The sequence below is a fragment of the Xanthomonas prunicola genome (assembly GCF_025266575.1).
GTDB classification, from domain to species: domain Bacteria; phylum Pseudomonadota; class Gammaproteobacteria; order Xanthomonadales; family Xanthomonadaceae; genus Xanthomonas; species Xanthomonas prunicola.
Window position 1 is genome coordinate 4,661,609 of sequence record NZ_CP096142.1, and the last position, 17,948, is coordinate 4,679,556.

The 17,948-nt window shown below is 63.9% G+C and carries 6 protein-coding genes; all 6 read left to right on the forward strand.

The genetic code is table 11. The annotated features are described in order from the left end of the window. Positions 1–3 precede the first annotated feature (3 nt). The 6 genes from M0D43_RS19950 to M0D43_RS19975 all read left to right on the forward strand — a co-directional run bounded on the left by M0D43_RS19950 (position 4) and on the right by M0D43_RS19975 (position 17,860). On the forward strand, positions 4–2,361 hold the full coding sequence (locus M0D43_RS19950; RefSeq protein WP_252162727.1) for a glucosidase family protein: 2,358 nt from the start codon (positions 4–6) through the stop codon (positions 2,359–2,361). A 460-nt stretch (positions 2,362–2,821) separates the two neighbouring features. Next, positions 2,822–5,638: a TonB-dependent receptor domain-containing protein gene (locus M0D43_RS19955; RefSeq protein ID WP_252162728.1), complete on the forward strand. Its 2,817-nt coding sequence runs from the start codon at positions 2,822–2,824 to the stop codon at positions 5,636–5,638. A gap of 240 nt (positions 5,639–5,878) precedes the next feature. Continuing rightward, positions 5,879–10,237 carry an Ig-like domain-containing protein gene (locus M0D43_RS19960; RefSeq protein WP_252162729.1) on the forward strand — a complete coding sequence of 1,453 codons (4,359 nt, stop codon included), beginning with the start codon at positions 5,879–5,881 and terminating at the stop codon, positions 10,235–10,237. Beyond that, the gene (locus M0D43_RS19965) at positions 10,234–11,820 is read left to right on the forward strand and encodes a family 43 glycosylhydrolase (RefSeq protein ID WP_252162730.1); all 1,587 of its coding nucleotides are present in this window, start codon (positions 10,234–10,236) and stop codon (positions 11,818–11,820) included. The genes M0D43_RS19960 and M0D43_RS19965 overlap by 4 nt, the downstream gene beginning before the upstream one ends. Positions 11,821–12,136: 316 nt before the next feature. Beyond that, the gene (locus tag M0D43_RS19970) at positions 12,137–14,482 is read left to right on the forward strand and encodes a S9 family peptidase (RefSeq protein ID WP_260807516.1); all 2,346 of its coding nucleotides are present in this window, start codon (positions 12,137–12,139) and stop codon (positions 14,480–14,482) included. A gap of 483 nt (positions 14,483–14,965) precedes the next feature. After that, positions 14,966–17,860: a TonB-dependent receptor domain-containing protein gene (locus tag M0D43_RS19975; protein WP_260807517.1), complete on the forward strand. Its 2,895-nt coding sequence runs from the start codon at positions 14,966–14,968 to the stop codon at positions 17,858–17,860. Positions 17,861–17,948: the final 88 nt, after the last annotated feature.

Here is a 17,948-nt window from a genome sequence, read left to right on the forward strand (position 1 = left end):
CCGATGGACCGTAGAACCTTTCTGCGTCAGGGGATGGCGGCCACTGCGGCGGTTGGTGCGGGTGCCGCACTGGTCATGCCGGCCACTGCCGCCGCTGCAACGGCGCTGCCCGCGCACGCACTTCCCCGCCTAGAACCGCTGCCTTCGGCGGCGCATGTCGGCAGTACGCTGTGCAGCTTCACTCACCTGCAGCAGCACTGGACAGTCTACGAGCATCTGGACGACGCGCAGGGCCAGCTCACGTTGTGGAGCGACAGCGGCATGCTGCGGCTGGACAAGCGCACCGAGCCGGCCTATCCGGCCGAGGGCAAGCCATACTTCGGGCTGCCGCTGGCCCAGGTGGCGATGGCCGATGCCGACCTGCTGGCCGACCGCCTGCTGCGTGATGGCGACCCGGACGAAGCACAGGTGCGCGATGTGGCGCCGCCGCCGGCGTCCTTGCTCGACCCCAAGGACAACGGTGGGCGCTGGCCGTGGACCACCTTCGTCGGTACGCGCGAAGCGCTGGACACCATGCCGATCCTGCCCAATGGCCGCAGCCGCACTTCGCGGCCGGAACATGCCTTCACCGAACTTGGCGAGGAGGCGCTGATCAAACGGCGCGAAGAAGGCATGTTGGGTGGCTGGATGCCGGCGGTGCGCAAGGTGATGCGCCGCGAGGGCGAGGCCGATGCCTGGTACGACGTGCTGGTGTTTGCCGATGTGCGTGCCAGCGACCGCTTTGTTGTGCAGACCTGGCACCGCACGATGCAGGTCCGCGGCGGGCAGATCGTGGCAGTGCACTACACGCACAGCTATCCCGCATTCGGCGACGTGCGTACGGCGGCCACTGCCGAGCAGTTCTATGCGGCGTTGATCGATTTCGCTGCGTATTGGCAGCAGGCATTGGACGGCACGGTGCAGGCGCAATTGCCCGATGCGAGCTGGAATGACATGGCCCAGTTCGCGTTCGCGCGCGAGCTGGTAGTGCGCCCCGGTGGCGACTACCCGAAGTACGGCGCGGTGGAGCGCGACTACTACGGCAACGAATACGATGGTTTCCAGGACACGTTTACCAGCTCGTTTTACGCCAATCTGGAGTGGGGGCGTTTCGCACAAGCCGCGGCGGTGCTGGACAATTACTTCGATGCGTTCGTACAGGACGATGGCTTGCCGAATATGCGCGGGCCGGAAGTGGGGCAATTCGGGCTGACCTTGTCGTTGCTGGCGCGTTATCTGCGTTACACCGGCGATGCGCCACGGCTGCGTCGCTTGCTGCCCAAGATCGCCACCACCGCGCAGGTGTTATGCGCCTTGCACGACCAGGCATTGGCGTTGCCGCGCACCGCACAGGGCCATGGCCTGCTGCACGGTTGGAACGAATCCGATGCCTGCCTGTTTCCCGATCCATCGCTATGGTGGAAGCCGTATTACGCCAATAGCGCGTTGGCCATCCGCGGCTGGGAAGACATCGCACAGGTGTGGAGCACGCTCGGTGGCGACACGGGCCAGGCGACCCGGTGGCAGCGCCGCGCGACGCAACTGCGTGCAAGACTGCAGGCCAGCCTGCGGGCCAATGTGCGTCGCGATCTCTCGCCGCCGTATGTGGGGCCGTTGCCCGGCACCAAACTGACCTTCCGCCAATCGCTGCTGCAGGAAAAGCCCAGCGAACAGCAATGGCCGCACCGTGCGTATGCCGAGCTGCTGCAGGCCGATGTGTTGCCGGACGATCTGGCCAACCTGGTGATCGATTGCGTGCGCGGCCATGGCGGCACCAGCATTGGCGTGGTTGCCAATATCGCGCCGCCGGAGCCGGGCAGCCGCGATCTGCTCGGTTTCATTTCCTATGGCTATGCGCAACAACTGCTACGGCTGGATCGCATCGAAGAATATCTGCTGTTCGTCTACGCGCACCGCTATCAGGTGCACACGCGCGGCAGCTGGACGGCCGGCGAGGTCAGCGGCATCACCGGTGGCATGCCGTTGTTTTGCATGCCCGCGCAGATGACCATCCCGCTGCTGCTGCGCTGGATGTTGGTCAGCGACGACAGCGTGGGTGAGCAGTTGTTTCTTGCCCGTGCGGTACCTCGCGCATGGCTGGGCAGCGGCGCGCCCGTGGGCATCACCGCTGCGCCAACGCGCTGGGGGACGGTCACGCTAACCTTGCGCAACGATGCTGCGGCGCGTTGCATCAGTGCCGATGTGCAGTTGCCGGAGCGCGCACCCAAACGCACCTGGCTCACCCTGCGTGTACCCGCAGGCACGCGCCTGCAACGCGTGCTAGTGGATGGCACGCCGGTGCGACCGCAAGGCCCGCATGCAGATCGCGTGGCCTTGCCCGGCGCTGCTGCATTGGTGAAGGTGCAGGCTTGGTACGTGTGAGCCCAGCGGTGCGATGATCACGCGGCGAAGCTGCTGCGATGGAGCTGCAGCTATCGCGCGCCACAGCGCCGTGCGCGTGCACGCGCTGTGGTTGTTCACAAGAGACCAGGGCACATCGGGTGGCCGTGTCGACATGTCGCTGCTCAGGCAATGCAGGCATACCCGGAAACAGGCGCAAGCACGCGATTTTCCGCATGTGGTCCGACTAAATTCGTCAAGACGGCGCGGCGGTGTTGCCGCAAGATTTTTTAACGCAACGCGTGTATGCCAAGGCACGCGCTCTCAGGGGAGAGCAGTGTCGTTGCAGTTGCCGTCCTTGCATTCGTAGATACCTGCTGTTGAGACGGCAGGCCGCCGCTGCAGTCTCTGTCGTGATCGATCTCCCATCTGTGCGCTGTGCCAGCGCGGCTTGGCCGTGCACGCAGGTGGGCCATTGCCTGTGCCAGCACAAGGATTTCCGATGTCGCCCAGCCGCACTGCTGTTGCTTCTAAGCGCCTTGCCTTGCAGATCACCATGCTCGCTAACGCGCTGATGTTCGCGCTAGCCGTCACCTCGGTGCCGGCCGCGGCGCAGCAGCGTAGCGATGGCGCAGACGATGCCACCCAGACGTTGGATCAAATCAACGTCACCGGCACCCATCTGCGCCGCGTCGATGCCGAAACCGCCAGCCCGGTGGTGGTGATCGACCGCCAGCGCATCGAAGACAGCGGGCAGAGCACACTGGGGCAGCTGCTGCAGCGCTTGCCGATGATGGCCGGCTTCCAGGCCGGGCCGGCGCTCAATTCCAACTTCAGTCACGGCCGCGCGCTGGTGTCGCTACGCAATCTTGGGCCTGAGCGTACGCTGGTGCTGGTCAACGGCCATCGCATGGCCGGACCTGCCAGTAGTGTGGCTTCGGCACCCGGCGTGGACGTCAATGCAATCCCCGCGGCGATGGTGGAACGGGTGGAAGTGCTCACCGACGGTGCGTCGTCGGTGTACGGCTCCGATGCGATCGGTGGCGTGGTCAATGTCATTCTCAAGGACAAATACGATGGCGTTGCTGCCACCGTGGACTACGCGCAGAGCACGCATGGCGATGCCAACCGGCGCACGCTCGGGCTGGAATGGGGCAAGACCTGGGATCGCGGTGGGCTGATCCTGGGGCTTAGTCGCAACTCGATGAACCCGGTGTTCAATCGTGACCGCGGTTATGCCGCCAAGGACGTGGTCTTTCTCGATGGCCGCGTCAGCGAAGTGCGCGGCGCCAATACCCGTGCCTTCCTGACCGACGGGCGCGTGCTGACGCCGGTGGACGGCGTCGCGCCGGGGCCGGTCGGCGAAGAGGCCTTTCGCCCCTACAGCCGCGCCACCGACAGCTACAACGTCTACGACGCGCAGTACCTGATCACCCCAATCGAACGCACCAACGCCTCCCTGCACGGCAGTTTCGACGTGACCCCGGCGGTGCAGGCCTATGTGGATGTCTTCTGGACGCGCAGCAAGACGGTCTCGCGCCTGGATGCCTACGGGCCGGAAATGCCGGATGCGGTGGACAACTACTACAATCCGTTCGGCGACCAGCTGGACGCCTACTATCTGCGCTCCCCGCAGGCCAATACGCGCGTCTACACCTCCACCATGTTCCAGACCAACATCGTTTCCGGTCTGCGTGGGCGCGTCGCCGATAGTAGCTGGCAGTGGGATGCGGCAGCAGGCTATGCGAACTACAAGGACACCTTGGTACGCACCGGGTTCTCGGTGACTTCCACGTTGAATAACGCAGTCGGCGCGTCGTTCCTGGACAGCGATGGAGTGGTCAAGTGCGGCGCGCCCGGTGCGGTGATTGCCGGCTGTACGCCGATCAACGTCTTCAATCCCAACGATCCGGCCACCATCGCCGCATTGCGAGGCACCCAGTTGGCGGTGGATCTGATCGACAAGAGCCAGATGCGCTTTGTCGATATCAGCGCCAATGGCGATCTGTTCAAACTGCCAGCCGGCGCGGTGCAGGCCGCGGTCGGCCTGGTCTATCGCACCAACAAGTTCGCCCAGGGCACCAGCAGCGCGGTCGCTGCGGCCGATGCCGATGGCAATTGCGACTACAACGACGGCTGCATCCTCAAACAGGGGCGCGACGAGTCGGTCAGGGAAGCCTATGCAGAATTGCTGGTGCCGCTGCTGAAGGATGTGCCGCTCGCCAATGTTTTGAACCTGAATCTCGGATCGCGCTATTCCAAGTACGACGCCTGGGGCAACACCACCAACAGCAAGGTCGCGATCGAATGGCGGCCGATCGCGAATCTATTGATGCGCGCCACCGGCTCGCAGGTCTTCCGGGCGCCGGCCTTGGGCGATTTGTATGGCTCCCCGTTCAATGGCGTGATCGACACCACCGACGATTTCAGGGACCCCTGCAACGGCTACGTCGGCGGTGGCAATCCGGCCTGCGCCAATGTGCCCAACGATGGCAGCTTCACCAACGCCGCGCAGTTCAATGTAGTGACCTCCGGCGCCAACAATGTGGGCTTCAAGCTCAAGCCCGAGCGTGGCCGTTCCTATAACCTCGGGTTGGTCTACGATCCGGATCAGATACGTGGGTTATCGCTGAACGTGGACAGCTGGCGAGTCGTGCTGGACGACATGCTGAGCGGTGTCGGCTTGCAACAAGTGGTCAGCGATTGCTTCGACGGCAGTGAAACCGCGTTCTGCCCGCTGATTCAACGCGATGCCGCGGGCCAGCTGACGCGTGTGTCGGTGCCGTTCGCGTACAACAGTGGCAAGGTGGATATTCGCGGTTACGACGCCGGCATCCATTACACGTTGGCCGAGACCGCCTGGGGCGCATTTGTGGCCGGGCTGGATGCCACGTTCTTTTCCAGCTATCGCTTTGCGGGCGATGCGCATAACTACGTTGGCGAAAATTCCAGTTGGGGCAACATGCCGCGCTGGCGTGCGGTCGCTAATCTGGCCTGGGACAAAGGCCCGTGGCATGCGAGTTGGAACACCCGCTACCTGGGTCGTACCGTCAACGGTAGCCAGTACGAAAATTTCTGCGCCGACACCAATGCCGATGGCAGTTGCGCCTATTTCCGGATCGGCTCGGTGGTGTATCACGACGCCTCGTTGAGCCGGAAGATTGCATCGCTGCACAGCACGCTGGCGGTGGGTGTCGACAATCTGGGCGACCGTAAGCCCCCACGGTTCTACAGCTACTCCAATGCGGCCAATACCGAAGCGAGCACGTATGACACGCTGGGGCGGTATTTCTGGAGCCGGCTACGAGTGGAGTTTTAGACGCGGCTAGCAAAACAGAGCGGGCAGTCGTCGGGCGGATGTGAGGGGGACGCGGAGGTGTTCGCTTTGCATCGCTGCACTTCGTATTGACGCAGGTGTTGCCAGCGCAAACAACTATGGTGAGGCGGGCTGCAGTACAACGGTTGCGATGCAGTGGGGGAGTAGTGCAGCTGTCTATTGTCCGATGCGCGCCAGCCGCCGCATCGATCGCGCTGTTTTGCACGCTAAAGGGATGGATGCATGAGGGATTTACGCTGGAAGTCGTTCCTGGCTCGGCACCGGCGCTGGTTGCGCTTGACCCGGCGCAGCGGCGCTGCAGCGCTGTTGTGGACATGCATCATGCTTGGTTGGCCACTTGCAGCCGCACAGGAAGCGCCGATCGCTCAGCCCAACGCAATGATCGGCGAGCCGCTGTTTCGCGGCCTGGACCACCCGATGCCCGACAGCGCCGTGCCGTTTGCGCCGGGCGGGCACCTGGCGAGGATCTACGCTGCCGATGTTGCGCATGGGGCAGGGCAGGCGCCGGGCAATGATTTCTGGATCGACCGCATGCTGGTGCGCGAGGGAACCGGCGGCGGCTTCGAGGATCGGAACGACTGGCTGTTTACCCGTGGTCGCGCCGCATATCTGACGTATCACGCGCCTGATGCGCCGGGATTCGTGGGGCAGGTGGCGTATTGGCATTCCACCGACTACGACGCGATGTTCCGCATCTACGCCACGCTGGGCAAGCGACATGTCCAATGGAAGGAGCGTTCGCAGCAGCGGCGGCAGACACCGAGTTATTTCACAACGGTGTTCGAAGATGCCGGCGTAGGCGTGCGCATGCGGCTGGTCAAGTACATCACCGAGCAGAACGTGGCGGTCGCCAGCGTCGTGCTGTCGAGTCTGGATGGGGCGGCGCACACGGTATCGTTGCAAGCCGTGTCGCCGATTGCGCAGCATGCCGATGGCAATGAGCTGACCGGCGCATTCGACGCCTATAACGCCATCACGACGGTCTTCCCGCGTCTTTCCGGCGATGGATTCCATGTCGAGGGGCAACGCCTGGTTCGCGAGATGGACATCCCCGCCAGCGGCGAAACCGCGGCAATCAAGCTGCAGCTCGGCATGCTCACCCGCGAGTTGCCCGAAGCGCGCGCCGAGTACACGCGCATTGCCGCGCAGACACCGCAGCAGGCCTACCAGCAGCACGTGGCCAGCTATAACCACTGGTGGGTGGACAACCTGCCGTACCTGGATACGCCCAACGAGAACATCAGCAAGAGCCTGTTCTATCGCTGGTGGGTGCTGCGCTTCAACTTTCTCGATGCCAACGTCCCCGGCAACGACTACCAGTTTCCGGTGGCCATCGAGGGCGTGCTTGGCTACGACAATGCCATCGTGCTAACGGCCGGGATGTTCCTGGACGATCTGAAATACCTGCGTAATCCGCTGTACGCCTATGGCACCTGGCTCAGCGCGGGCGAAACCGCCGGCGGCGGCAAGTACACCGACAACCCCGGCTCGCCGGAGAACTGGTCCAATTCCTACGCGCAATACATCACTGCCGCTGCATGGCGGTCGATGCAGATCCACGGCGGGCCGGTGGCGCTGGCGGGCAAGCTGGCACGCTATGGCAGCGGTGACGTGGATGGCGTGCTGGCCGCCTACGATCTCAATCACAACGGCTTGATCGAATACGACTGGGCGGCGATGACGGGTAACGATGCCGATGCGGTGTCGTTCGATTGGGCCGACCAGCATGGCCAGATCCGCATGGACCGCACCGAGAGTGCCTACGTCTACGCCAACGCGCAGGCGGCAGCGCAGGCCGCAACGCTCGCCGGCGATACCGCCACTGCGCAGCGCATGCAGGCCACTGCGCGCCGCATCCGCAAGGCCACGCTGGAGGTGTTGTGGCAGGATCACAGTGGCACCCCCGATTCGGTCGGCCTGTATGGCGACCTGCTCAAGCATCGCCAGGCCAGCGGCCCGCGGCTGGCGGTCGATTGGAAGGAAACCAACAACTACTATCCCTTCAGCGTCGGTTTGATGCCCAAGCAGGGCGATGCCGACTACGACCCCAAGTATGTGCGTGCATTGCGGCTGTTCGCCGATGCAGCGCAGTACCCGCTGTTTCCGTTCTACACGGCCAACCAGGTGGACATGCAGGCGCGCGGCAGCGGCTCGGATGTGGGCAGCAATAATTTTTCCACCATCAATGCGACCGTGGCATTCCGTTTGTTCGGCTCGGCACTGCGCGATTACCCCAGTCCGTATTTGAACGCGCAGAGCTATCGCAAATTGCTGTACTGGAACGCCTGGGCGCCCTATATCAATGGCGACAACCGCTATCCGGATCAGAACGAATTCTGGGCCAAGGGCAGTGCCAGCCGTGGCGGCAAGATCGGTTACCGCTCGTGGATCCACCACACCCAGCTGGGCGCGACCAACTTCACCATGATCGAGGATGCGATGGGCTTTCGCCCGCGCAGCGACGGCAAGATCGAGTTGTATCCGATCGATATCGGCTGGGATCATTTTGCCGCCGACAATCTGCGCTATCGCGACCGCAATCTGAGCATCGTCTGGGATCGCGATGGCAGCCACTACGGCGGGCGCATCCCGAAGGGCTATAGCGTCTATCTGGATGGCCGCCTGGCATTCCGCGTGGATCGGCTGGCACACGTGATCTACGACCCGACCAGCGGACAGGTCAGCGCCGCGCCGGATGCGGTCAATGGCAATGGCGCCGCGCAAGTGCTCCAAGCCCATCCTGCAACAGTGGCCTCGATCACGCAGGTGTCGTTCGCTGCCGGCACGCGGATCGCGCAGATCCTGGCCAAGGCCGGCGTGGATGTGACGTTGCCGCCAGCGAATAGCCGCAACCTGGCACAGGGTGCACGTGTCAGCGCCAGTTTTGCCGCAGCGGGGTTGCCGGCAACGGCGGCAGTAGATGGCAGTACTGCCAGTACGCCGTTCTGGGGGACCGCAGGCTCGCCGTCGGCCAGCGACTGGATCGCACTGGACCTGGGCGGCATGCGGACGTTGGATCAAGTGGTGCTGTACTTCTATCGCAGCTCGTCGCCGGGCGGTGATCAGAACGGCTTTCCGTCCGGAACGCAGCCTGGCTACGCAGCACCGTGGATCTACGCCGTGCAATATCAGGACAGCAGCGGGGCGTGGAAGAACGTTCCCGGGCAGGTGCGCGATGCCACGATGGCGGAAGGCAATCGCAATCGGGTGCGCTTTCCGGCAATCCATACCGCAGCGCTGCGCGTGGTGGTGACCCATGCTGGCACGGCGCGCACCGGCATCAAGGAAATCCAGCTGTTCGACAGCGGCTTGCCGGCGCCGGCGTTTGCGGGCAATACGCCGCCGCAGGTGCAGGCATGGCAGTTGGACACGCCGGGTGCTGATGGCGCGATGGTGGTGCAGGCGCGCGTCGGCGATGACGGCTTGCCCAATGGCACGCTGCAGGCCCGCTGGCGCGTGCAGCAGGCACCGGAAGGCGGCGATGCGGTGTTTGCCGATGCGGCTGCGCTGCAGACCTCGGTGCGTTTCACCCGTGCCGGGCAGTACACCTTGCGTCTGGTTGCCAACGATGGGGCACTGATGGGGCATGCCGATGTGCAGGTCAACGCACCGGCCTCGCGCCCACTGCAGAGCATTGCGTTGCAGGCCATGGCCAGCGTCAGTGCGCAACTCACCGGGATGCAGTACCGCGTGCAGGCCTTGAACGATGGTTTCATTCCACAGCCGGGCAGTTTTCCCAGTGGCAGCCTGCGCTGGGGCAGCTATGGGCTCGACCAGCCCGCAACGGTGTGGTTGCAATATCAGTGGCCGCGTCCAGTGCGTCTATCGTCCAGTGCGCTCTACCTGTGGAACGATCAGCCCAACGGCGGGGTGGGCGCGCCTGCCGGCTGGAAGTTGCAGATGCTGCAGGACGGACGTTGGCAGGACATCGTCAGCAAGAGCGGGTATCCGATTGCGGCGGCGGCCACCGGCGCGGCGAGCACCGCCAGCTTTGCGCCGGTGGTGACCACCGGGCTGCGCGTGGTATTGACGACCCAGACTACGGCCAACGGGCACGCCGCCATTGGCGTGGACGAATGGCAGGCGCTATCTGAGTTGCCCAAACAGATGGAGACGATCGATCTACGCACGGCTCCCGGTCAGACGCCGACGCTGCCGCAGGAGATCACCGCGTTCTTTGCCGATGGCAGCGTGCTGCCGGTGGCGGTGCAGTGGTCCGAGCTGGCCGCCAGCCGCCTGGGCCGCGAAGGTGCGGTGGAACTGCAAGGCCTGGTCGAAGGCGCGATTCCCGTCAAGGCCACCATCTGGGTACGCGCAACCCCGCCCGGGCAGATCAACACCGTGCAGCCGTTGCCGACGGTGACTGCGGTGGTCGGGCATGCACCGACGCTACCGGGCTTTGTCACGGTGCAATACAACGACGGCTCACGTGAACGCGTGCCGGTGCAATGGCCCACATTGCCAGCCGCGCGTTACGCACAGCCTGGGCAGATCCAGCTCACCGGTACGGCGCAAGGGCGTGCACCCACCCGGAAAGTGTCGGTGCCCCTGGTGTTGCAGATCAAGGCGGCGACGCCATGATGCGTCCGTTCTCATGTTTGCTGGTGCTGGCCTGCGGGTTGTTGCTGGCCAGCGCTCCGGCCTGTGCCATGCAGCCGCCGCAGGGAACGCCGCTGCACTCATCCGGTAATCCCATCCTCGCCGACGGCAGCGCATATTCCGCCGACCCTGCGCCACTGGTGGCCGACGGCAAGCTGTACATCATTGCCGGTCGCGATACCGCCGCTCCCAATCTCAATGCCTTCGTCATGCCTGGCTGGCAACTGTTCGTCAGCAGCGATCCGGGCAGCGGTGAGTGGACCCACTACCGCGATTTTCTTCGGCCCCAGCACGTCTTTGCCTGGGCAGACAAGCGGTATGCCTACGCGTCCCAGATCGTGCAGGGCCCGGATGGGCGCTATTACCTGTATGCGCCGGTGCAGCAGCGCGATTCGCCCAACGACGATCCTTTCGCGATCGGCGTGGCGGTGGCCGATAGTCCACTCGGCCCGTGGACCGATGCACATCCGCAAGGTCCGGTGGTCTCGCAGTCGGTGCCGGGGCGCAACGATATCCAGAACATCGACCCGACCGTGATGGTCGACGATGACGGACGGGTGTATCTGTACTGGGGCACCTTCGGCGCGTTGTATGGCGTGGAGCTGCAGCGCGACATGGTCACCTTCAAGGGGACGCCGGTCCTGGTGGACACGCTGGACGGCTATTTCGAAGCGCCCTGGCTGTTCAAGCGCAACGGCACCTACTACCTGGCGTACGCGGCCAACAACGCCGGTCGTCTTTCGCCATGCACGCCCACGCTGTATCACGCATGCATTGCCTATGCGAGCGCGCCAACCCCGCTGGGCCCGTGGACGTACCGCGGCATCGTGTTGCCGCCGGTGTCCTCCACCACCTCGCATCCGGGCATCATTGAATTTCAACGGCAGTGGTATCTGGTGTACCACACTGCCGACGCGCAGGGCGGCGGACATTTCCGCCGCAGTGTGGCCATCGACCGGCTGGAATGGGACGACAGCACCCAACCGGCCAGCATCCGCACCGTCGTGCCGACGCGGCGCGCCATGCCGCCGGCGCCGCCCACGCGCAATCAAGCGCCATCGGCCTACGCAACCGCGTCCAATGGTCCGGATATCCCGGTGCAGTACTGGATCGCCGCGCTCAACGACGGCATCGTCAAAGCCAATCCATTGCCGCCGGAGATGTGGGCCAGCTGGACGGACAACAATCCACCGCAGCAATGGCTGCAATACAGCTGGGCGCAACCGATCACCGTGGATCGCACGCGCATCGTGTTCTGGGCCGATCACCCCGCAGGTGCCGACGTCGGCGTGGCGCCGCCAGCGCGCTGGCATCTGGAATACCGGCACGCTGGGCGATGGCAGCCGGTGCAGCCCAGCGATGGGTATGGCACGCGCACCGATCACGATGAAGCGGTGTCGTTCGCGCCGGTGACAACGCGCTGCGTGCGCGTGGTGATGGATGCCTCCGGCAACGCGGCCAGCTACGCTGCGCTGGCGGTACAGGAATGGGAAGTGCTGGCACCACAGCCACAACGCCTGCCAGCTGCTACTGCCGCCGACAGCAAGCGTTGCGATGCGCCGTGAAACAGCTGACACAGCGCAGTGTGCGGCAGTCGCACCGATGCTGACGGTGCGCAGGCAGCGGAGCGCACTGGCGCGGTGTATGACGATTTGGATTTCATCGACCGCACGCATGTACGTCGCGAATGCGCACCCGTTTTTTCAACCGCCCTGACGCGCTCCACACCACACGGCAAGCAAAGGTTCGGATGCAGGTTGCCAGCGCACCGTGACTCCCTAGCGAGCTGCCGCAACGTACATCGCTTGTGTCTTTCGCAGCGATTGCAGTCACGGGCTCGGCCATCGTCCATCAATGCCAAGTTCTCGTTCCACTCATTCCATGAGGTCGCAGGTGCCACACATCCCCGCCATGCGCTTGCGCACCATCGCAGCGTGGTGCGTGTCTCTCGCGCTCATGCCGATCCTGTCAGTGACTGCAGCGCCTGTGGCCGCGCCCACGTCTGCGCAATACACGCAGGCACTGGGCTTGTCCAATCATTACGCCTCGCTGGTGGACCGGCAGCCCGCGGCACCAGTGTGGGTGGATGCAGGACATTTTCTGTATCGGCGTGGGGTGGCGCGCAGTCGCCAGGCGCCGGCCATCGAATACCGCCTGGTGGAGGCGGCCAGCGGCCGCAACACATTGGCCTTCGATCACGCGCGGCTGGCCGCAGCATTGACGCAGGCCGGTGCCAAGGCGGTCGACGCAGCGCGACTGCAACTTGAGGTGCCCACCCTGGAACAGCAGCGCCTGAGCTTCCAGTTGGCGAGGCTGGGCTGGCAATGCGATCTGCTGCGCTATCGCTGCACGCATGTGCCCGAACGCGACGTGCCGGCCGAATCGATGGACATGCGCCTGCCGCTCAAGCAGGGCGAACGCCAGGCCAAACTATCGCCGGATGGCCGTTGGCGGGCCTGGGTGGAGCAGGCCAATCTGGTCATCGCGCCGGTCGGCAGTCACGAGCACAGCGTGCTCAGCCACGATGGCAGCGCCGAGGATTACTACGCACTCGACAGCGTGGTGTGGTCGCCGGATTCGCAGCATCTGGCTGCGTATCGGGTCAAGGCGCCACCGCCGCGCAGGGTGTATTACATCGAATCGGCGCCAGCCGATCAGGTGCAACCGAAGTTGCATCAGCAGGTCTACCCCAAGCCGGGCGATGTATTGCCGGTGATGCAACCGGTGTTGTTCGACGTCGCCACGCTCGCTGCGCATCCGGTAGCGATGACCTTGCTGCCCAATGCCTTTACCCTGAGCGAGATGGTCTGGTGGAAGGACAGCCGCGGGCTCACCTTCGAATACAACGCACGCGGCCACCAGCTGTACCGGGTGATCGAAGTAGACGCACGCACGGCCGCCGCGCGCACGCTGATCGACGAAACATCCCCCACCTTCATCGAATACTCCGAGCTCAGCGGCGAGCATGAAAACGGCGGCAAGCACGCACGCCAAGATCTGGACGATGGCGCACAGATCGTGTGGGCGTCCGAGCGCGATGGCTGGGAGCAGCTCTATCTGTACGACGGTCGCAGCGGTAAGGTGATCCGTCAGATCACCCGTGGCGAGTGGGTGGTGCGCAAGCTCGATCGTCTCGACGAAGCCGCAGGGCAGGTGTACTTCACTGCCTCCGGCATGCAGCCCGGCGAGGACCCGTATTACCGCCACGCCTATCGCATCGGCCTGGATGGCAGCGGGCTCACTGCACTGACGCCGCTGGCTGCCGATCATGAGGTGCGCTATTCGCCGGATGGAACATGGATGCTGGACCTGTATTCGCGTGTGGATCTGGGCCCGGTACTGGAGCTGCGGCGCAGCGCAGATGGTAGCCTGGCACGCACCGTGGAGCGCACCGACCTAAGCCGCTTGCTGGCGGCAGGGTGGCAAGCGCCGCTGCCGTTCCATACCGCCGGGCGCGATGGCAAGACCGAGATCTGGGGCGTCATCTATCGCCCGCAGCAGCTCGATCCGCAGCAGCACTACCGGGTCATCGAAGATATCTATGCCGGTCCGCAGGGCGCGTTCGTCCCCAAGCGTTTTACCACCGCCACGCCGTCACTCACCGGGCTGGGGTTTGCGGTGGCGTCCATCGATGGCATGGGCACCAACAACCGCTCGCGCGCCTTCCACGATGTGGCCTGGCGCAATCTCAAGGACGCCGGGTTGCCGGATCGTATCGCCTGGCACAAGGCGGCCGCCGCGCACTACCCGTGGTATGACATCGACGGCGGTGTCGGCGTGTACGGCACCTCGGCAGGCGGGCAGAACGCCTTGGGGGCGCTGCTGTTTCATCCAGAGTTCTATGTGGCGGGTGTGGCCAATTCCGGTTGTCACGACAACCGCATGGACAAGATCTGGTGGAACGAACAGTGGATGGGCTGGCCGGTAGGCCCCTGGTACGCCGAATCGTCGAACGTAGAGAACGCCGCGCGGCTGCAGGGGCATCTGTTGCTGGTCACTGGCGATATGGACATGAATGTGGACCCGGCCAGCACCTTCCAGGTCGCCGACCGCTTGATCAAGGCCGGCAAGGATTTCGATCTGCTGGTCGTGCCCGGCGGCGACCACGGTGCCGGTGGCGATTACGGCAGGCGCCGTCTACTGGATTTTTTCGCGCGCTGGATGCAGCAAACGCCAACGCCGGACTGGAATCGCACCGCAGCAGCGCCAGCCGCACCGGCGCCGTGATGTGCGCCGCGGGTCACGTGCTTTGACCTGATCACCTGCGCGGCGCATCGAGGACGATGCCCCGATCCTTCCCGTCTTCATCCGCACCCCTAATCGCCGCACAGCAGTGCGCACGCGTGCGGGCTCGAGCGCGGTCAAGCCATCGACGCACGATCGTTCAGTTGCGAAACATGCTGTTTTCCGCATGCGCTGTCGCCAAATGCGACAAGACGTAGCGTCTACGCACAGGCACATTGTGACCAACTGCTGAAACTGGAGCGCATGGGCGCATCCAGTGCGACACGCACATCCTGCCTGACAACCCGCGTTGCTGCGCGATCGTTCGCTCGCCTGTGCCGCAGGTTGTCTGTGTGTCTGCACCACGGCCGTTGCCAGCGGTCCGCTGGAGCATGCGTCTGCCATCTACGTCCACCTGCGCTGCTGTCTGCCGGCACGGGCGTGCGTTGCCCATCGTTTGTCTGTCGTACCACTCAGGAGCCCTGCATGCCGATGTTGCCGTTGCCTTTTTCCCGCACCACTGGCGCAACCATGCGGCCGTTACCGAGCATGCTCACCACCGCGTTGTTGCTGGCGCTGTCGGCCGGTGCGGTTGCGCCGGCGTCTGCGCAGCAGGCCACCGGCGGCGATGCAACGCAGACTCTGGACAGTGTGGTCGTCACCGGCTCGCGCTTGCGTCGCGTGGATACCGAAACCGCCAACCCGGTGGTCACCGTCAGCCAGGAACAGATCGCTGCCACCGGCAAAGCGACCGTTGGCGATCTGTTGCAGGAACTGCCATCGATCGCCGGCAACGCCACGAACCCCTACACCAACAACGGCGGCGGTACTGGCGCTTCGGCGATCTCGCTGCGTGGCCTGGGCGACAAACGCACGCTGGTGTTGGTCAACGGCATCCGCCTGGCCTACAACGACGTCAACGCCATTCCGTCCAGCATGATCGAGCGCATCGAAGTGCTCAGCGACGGCGCCTCGGCGGTGTACGGCTCCGATGCCATCGGTGGCGTGGTCAACTTCATCCTGCGCTCTCGCTTCGACGGTGTGCAGTTCAGCAGCGACTTCGGTACCAGCAGCGAGCGCGATGGCAACCGCCGCAACTTCGCCCTTACCGCCGGCAAGACCTGGGAGCGCGGCAGCCTGATCGGCGGGCTGTCGTATCACAATATCGATGCCGTGTCGGCAGCAGCGCGCGATTACTCCAAGAACGCGCTGGCCCTGACCAATGGCCAACCGGTGAAGCAGGGCTCCTCCGCCACGCCTACCGGCACGGTCAACTTCAATGACGGGTCAGATCAATCACAGCTGCTTGCACAGTCCAATGGCTGCGGGCGCGTCACCCTCAACAGCGGCGTCAGCGGGCGCGCCGGCCCGAACGATTTCCACTGTTACAACGCCAGCGCGGACTCCTACAACTACCAGCCGTTCAATCTGTTGCAGACGCCGCAAAAGCGCACCAATGCCTTCCTGCTGGGCACTTACCGTTTCAGCGACGGCGTCGAGGGCTATGTCAACACCTGGTTCAGTAAAACCGAATCGGCCTCGATCATTGCGCCGATTCCGATCTTCTCCAATGGCGACAACATCCTGGTGTCGGCACAGAGTTACTACAACCCGTTCGGCGTCAATTTCGGCACCGATCGCACCACCGGCACCTCCTACAACGACCTCAATACGCGTGCCACCGTGCTGGGTAATCGCAGCTATCAATACAACACCTACAACTTTCAGATCAGCCCGGGCCTGCGCGGCCGTTTCGGCGACAGCTCCTGGCAATGGGATGCCACCTTCAACTACGGCAAGGTCAAGCAGAAGTCGATCAATAACGGCTTTCTCGACTATGCCGCGTTCAATCAGGCCATCGCCCCGTCGTTCCTGGACAGCGATGGCACGGTCAAGTGCGGCAGCGCGGGCGCGGCGATTGCAGGCTGCACGCCGCTGAACTTCTTCAACCTCAACGACAGCGCCAACCTGGCCACGTTGCAGGGCATGGTGGTCAATCCCATTGTCACCAGCGTGTACACGGTCAAGCAATTCGAGGCCAATGCCAACGGCACGCTGTTCGAGTTGCCGGCCGGTGCGGCCAGCCTTGCAGCCGGTATTTCGTATCGCAAGGAACGTTCTACCACCACCTCGGACCCACGATGGACCGGGGATGAGAACGGCCTGTGCGGAGTGATCGAATTCTGCTCGTCCACCTTGAGCGGCAGTTTCGATGTCAAGGAAGCCTATGCCGAAGCGCTGTTCCCACTGCTCAAGGATCTGCCCGGCATCAATGCACTGAACATCACCGTGGGCACGCGTTTTTCCGATTACAGCTCGGTGGGCAGCAAGACCAATAGCAAACTGTCGCTGGAATACCGTCCCATCGAAAACCTGCTGCTACGCGGTACCGTCTCGCAGGTGTTTCGCGCACCGAATATCAACGAGCTCTACACCGGTGTGACCGGCGATTCGGCAACCGTCAACGACCCGTGCAATGGCTACACCGGCGGCAACACGGTGGCCTGCGCCAACGTACCCACCGATGGCAGCTACCAACAATCGGACGGGCAGGTCTCGGGCAAGGCCTCGGGTGCGGCAGTGGCGGGCTACCAGCTCAAGCCTGAGACCGGCAAGTCCTACGACGTCGGGTTTGTGTACGACCCGCAATGGATCGACGGGCTGTCGCTGAGTGCGGACTGGTGGCGCATCGATCTGGAAGACACCATCACCACGGTGTCCGCGCAGACCGTGCTCAATCAGTGCTTCGCCAACTCGGCCAGCTCGTTCTGTGCGCTGATCCATCGCAATGGCAACGGCACCATCAATTACATCGCCGAGCCCACCGTCAACCTGGGCAAACTGTGGGCCAAGGGCATGGACTTCAACCTGACCTACCGCTTGCCCGCAATGGCCTGGGGGAATGTCACCGCCGGCCTCAACGGCACCTATCTCACCCGTTACGACGTATTGCCCGACACCACCGATCCCAGCTCGGTCACCATCCACAACGTCGGCCGTTACACCCAGGCCTACGGCAATTTTCCGCGCTGGCGCGCATTGGGCACGGTGAGCTGGGCGCTGGATGACTGGAGTGCGACCTGGCGCATCCGCTATGTAGGTCATACGGCTATCGGCAATTCGGATCCGGACCAGAGCCTGTCGGCCGATTCCAGCACGCCGACAGTGGTGCGCAACATCGGTGCGTACGTCTACAACAACCTGCAGCTCGGCTACAACGTGGAGCCGTGGCATACGCGCTTTGAAGTGGGCGTGGACAACATCGCCAACAAGCAGCCGCCGCTGTATTACTCCAACAACGTGGGCAATGCGAACACCGACGTGGCCACCTACGATCTGCTCGGTCGCTTCTATTGGGCGCGTGCAACGGTGAAATTTTGAGCGCGGCCATGTCGCCGCCGCTGTCGCGTAACGCGGCTGCTGCCCGAGCCGGCCGGGCAGCAGCAGACCATGTCGTCCAGATGCCCTG

Bases quoted from the DNA above. Each gene is read 5' to 3' on its own strand.
- M0D43_RS19950 (WP_252162727.1), top strand. From the start codon at position 4: ATGGACCGTAGAACCTTTCTGCGTCAGGGGATGGCGGCCACTGCGGCG.
- M0D43_RS19955 (WP_252162728.1), top strand. From the start codon at position 2,822: ATGTCGCCCAGCCGCACTGCTGTTGCTTCTAAGCGCCTTGCCTTGCAG.
- M0D43_RS19960 (WP_252162729.1), top strand. From the start codon at position 5,879: ATGAGGGATTTACGCTGGAAGTCGTTCCTGGCTCGGCACCGGCGCTGG.
- M0D43_RS19965 (WP_252162730.1), top strand. From the start codon at position 10,234: ATGATGCGTCCGTTCTCATGTTTGCTGGTGCTGGCCTGCGGGTTGTTG.
- M0D43_RS19970 (WP_260807516.1), top strand. From the start codon at position 12,137: ATGAGGTCGCAGGTGCCACACATCCCCGCCATGCGCTTGCGCACCATC.
- M0D43_RS19975 (WP_260807517.1), top strand. From the start codon at position 14,966: ATGCCGATGTTGCCGTTGCCTTTTTCCCGCACCACTGGCGCAACCATG.